The organism is Bacillus cereus group sp. BfR-BA-01382, assembly GCF_022663475.1.
Lineage (GTDB): Bacteria > Bacillota > Bacilli > Bacillales > Bacillaceae_G > Bacillus_A > Bacillus_A thuringiensis_S.
In genome coordinates this window covers 1-3,325 of record NZ_JAKUFQ010000200.1, presented here as the reverse complement: position 1 = coordinate 3,325, position 3,325 = coordinate 1, and the positions used below count along the sequence as shown (strand labels likewise).

Here is a 3,325-nt window from a genome sequence, read left to right as displayed (position 1 = left end):
AAAACAAAAAGCATATGAGGAACAATTGAATCTAATTTTAAAGAAACAGACTATTATTAATATGTTTGATTTTCTACGTTTCTATGAACTAGCTTTCATAAAAAAACATTTTGTACGAAATTTATTACAAGGTAGTTCCAATAATCAGTTTACTTCACCCAAAGATTATAACCTTTTAAGAAAAGAATTCAACTTTTTAAAATTACAGTATGATGAGGATGTTCTTTTTGGTTCAGATGGTAGCGCAAAAGAGTTATACAAAACTATTTTAGAGAAAACAGAAACAAATGCATTGTTAAAAAAATCAGAGGAATTATTTAAAAACATACGAGAAGATATCGTTACACAAAAAGAAATTAAAATCAAATCGAACGAAACAAATATCCTTTTTATTTCTTCGCTATTAACCATTGTATTAGGATACAACGGTTTAAGATTAATAGTTAATGATATACTAACAAAAATTCCTCCTATCAATCAGTATGTTATACTACATCCTTTACGTTCTACTGTGGGATTATGGTGTCTTCTAATCTTTATAATGTTATACTTAAATATAAAAAGATGGATTATAAATCGAAAGTAATTAAAGTTAAACCGTCAATTTGGTAATAAATAAAAAGAAGCTATTTTGAAATAGATTAATCAAAATAGCTTCTTTTTTTGTTTGAATAATTTGTTCTTTATTAAGTTTCGTCAGCATAAAAAAAACCAGGCTAAGCAAAAATTTATAATTATTTTAATATTAATTCAGTAAACCAGGATTCATAATCTTCATTTTTCATATTAAATATGTTACAGTCACTTTCTTCATTTAAGACACTAGCAAATATCTTTCTAACAGCAGCATCGATTTCAATTGCAATCTCTTGCATTTCTTCTTTAGTTTTTTTAATTGGTTGTCCATGAACAGTCTTAGAACGAATATCATACGCACTTTTTGCCAACTTAAAGTATTTGCTACGCTCTGTATAATTATTACCTAAGTAATACGCAAAACGTTCAGATACTTTATGAGATAATCCAGAATTATCTGAAGTGAGTAGACATTCAAGAATAGAACAATAATTCATTATTTTAATTGGCAAAGATGTAGAACTACGTGTTATTAATAAGAAGTATTTTGCTCTATCGATTCTTCCTTTATCTTTTGTAAGAGGGTTTTTGTCAGGCATTTGCAACCCTTCTTCTCCTTCATCCCAATTCTCTACTGGATCATAATTGTAATATGATATCGCTTTTTCAATTTCTTCTGTAGAAAAAGAAGTTTTATCGTATTCACAAGAAGCGGTTGAGGGAACTAAATTTAATGAACAACTAATTACAATAGCTCCAGTATAGGGGTTATTTTCATACAAATATAAATAACCTGTTCTAACGTGTACTGTATTATCTTTTGTTAACCATAAACAATTTGCAAAATGTTGGGCTTTTCTTAATAAAGAATCTAAAAAATTAAAGTAATAGGATGAAGGATTTAAATTGTCTTTTAGGCCCTCTATTTCGCCTTTATCATACATATATACACTGTTCTTGAATTCTCTATATTCAATCTCGCCTATTTCGCCTCTAAAAAAGCGGTTATCAAAATGTTTTTTGAAATTTTCGCTTCCATTCGAGATTCTGGTTCCGCCACTTATTATTTTCCCTTTAGCATATATTGTATCAAGAGACATATTGTGTAATTTAGTAATAAAAAGATAATTCACTAGAATCCCTCCCATATTATATTTGTCATAATTACTATTAAACTAGCACATGTTTCAAAAAACAAAATGAATATTCATGAATTTCCAACAGGTTTCCTCTAAAGTAAGACACAATTATTATTGAAGAAACAAAGCAAATTATTTCTAAGTCTAAGTTAAAAATAAAGGAAATACAAAAAATAACATCAATTTGTACAATAAAAAGAATACAGATTAGATAGCTGCTTTCTTTCTATTGTACATCAATGACTTATCATTATTTTCTGTCCAATTAGCAATTGCCATATTTCCGCTCCTCAATTATCAATATATATGTATATCTTACCATATATCACTCTAGTATTGAGGATGTTATATTTAGAAGGATCGAAGAAAGCATAAACCTGTATTTTATGCCTTCTATCGAAGACTTTTTCTCATTTTCATTCTTGAAATAACAAAAAAAGAAAATCACAAATTTATAAAGAACTGTTTTCCAATCTCTATAAGAATATATACGCTTCAAAAGGTACACCTTTTGGTTCACTTTTTTACTATGTGTTCAAAGATTAGGGGATATATCTATAAAAGTGTTCTTTTTCATATTAAAAGAGTGTTTAAATGTAACCTTTAATATACTTATCATAAAAAAGCATAAAAATATAATTTTGATATACAGAAAATAAAAATCTTGAAATGAATAGATATGTTCTGGTAGAATGATAGAATAAAATTATAACATTTTCGTTATCAAAAAATTTAAGGAGAACATAGTATGTACAATGTAACGCTGTACGAGGATGTCCGTGGTTACTGTCCAGTCCAAGATGATCTCATTAATGTTCTCGATAAGACAAAGGGGAAATTTGCTAAAACGGCTCTAGAAAAAATCTTTTATCAAATTGAAAGGATCGAAATAAGCGGAACGAGAGCTGGAGAAAACATTACAAAACATTTAACCAAAAACATATGGGAAATTCGCCCAGTTAAGTATCGAATTACATATGCAATTCAAGGTGATGACCTAATTGTTTTACATTATTTCATCAAGACAACGCAAAAAACACCCAAAAGAGAAATTATTAAAGCTAAGAAGTTATATAAGGACTGGAAAAAGAGACACGGACAATAAAGAATAGGGGGAGTTCTCCCCCTCCTTGTGAAAAATACATTGTACTAAGTGATTAAAATAAACATTAAACGATAATGAAAACAAGTGTATGAGTGCGGCATAAACTTTATTAAATTTTAAGAGAAAGGAAGTGTATTTTATGAGAAGGTGGGCGGATGTAAAAAAGGAAATCCAGTCCATCAGTGAAACTAAGAAATTTGAGTTGGAAACTGCAGCTTATTTAGTTGATGAAGTAAAAAAAATACGTGAAGATTTAGGGTGGACACAGCGAGAGCTTGCCGAAAAAACAGGACTTAAGCAACCAGCAATTGCACGGATTGAAAGTGGTCATACAATTCCAAGGTTAGATACAATTGCTAAAATGGCAAAAGCTATGGGATACAAAATCACATTATCTCCAGAGGAAAATTCAAATTTTTAGAAGTAACGAAGGACTAGAATTACTTTTTAAAAACAGAGAGTAGAAAAGATAAATAATTAACTTTAGAATATATTTAATTAATCT

3 protein-coding genes and 1 pseudogene are annotated in these 3,325 nt (G+C 28.7%); 3 read left to right on the top strand and 1 reads right to left on the bottom strand.

The genetic code is table 11. The features are described 5' to 3' along the window. Positions 1-586 (top strand): annotated as a pseudogene (locus MR160_RS33160) (hypothetical protein); the annotation flags it as partial. Between the two features lie 148 nt (positions 587-734). On the opposite strand, the gene MR160_RS33155 reads toward MR160_RS33160, so the two are convergent. Then, entirely contained in the window at positions 735-1,709 is a 975-nt protein-coding gene (locus MR160_RS33155) for a HEPN domain-containing protein (RefSeq protein ID WP_242299167.1), read from the bottom strand. A 754-nt stretch (positions 1,710-2,463) separates the two neighbouring features. Between MR160_RS33155 and MR160_RS33150 the strand changes: the two genes are divergently transcribed. Together MR160_RS33150 and MR160_RS33145 are read left to right on the top strand one after the other, a co-directional pair. After that, entirely contained in the window at positions 2,464-2,820 is a 357-nt protein-coding gene (locus MR160_RS33150; protein ID WP_242299166.1) for a type II toxin-antitoxin system RelE/ParE family toxin, read from the top strand. 139 nt (positions 2,821-2,959) lie between these two features. Then, a complete protein-coding gene (locus MR160_RS33145; RefSeq protein WP_065223258.1) occupies positions 2,960-3,241 on the top strand; it encodes a helix-turn-helix domain-containing protein in 282 nt (93 codons plus the stop codon). Positions 3,242-3,325 lie beyond the last annotated feature (84 nt).

Excerpts from the sequence above, each read along its gene's own strand:
- MR160_RS33145 (WP_065223258.1), top strand. The coding sequence starts at position 2,960 with ATGAGAAGGTGGGCGGATGTAAAAAAGGAAATCCAGTCCATCAGTGAA.
- MR160_RS33150 (WP_242299166.1), top strand. The coding sequence starts at position 2,464 with ATGTACAATGTAACGCTGTACGAGGATGTCCGTGGTTACTGTCCAGTC.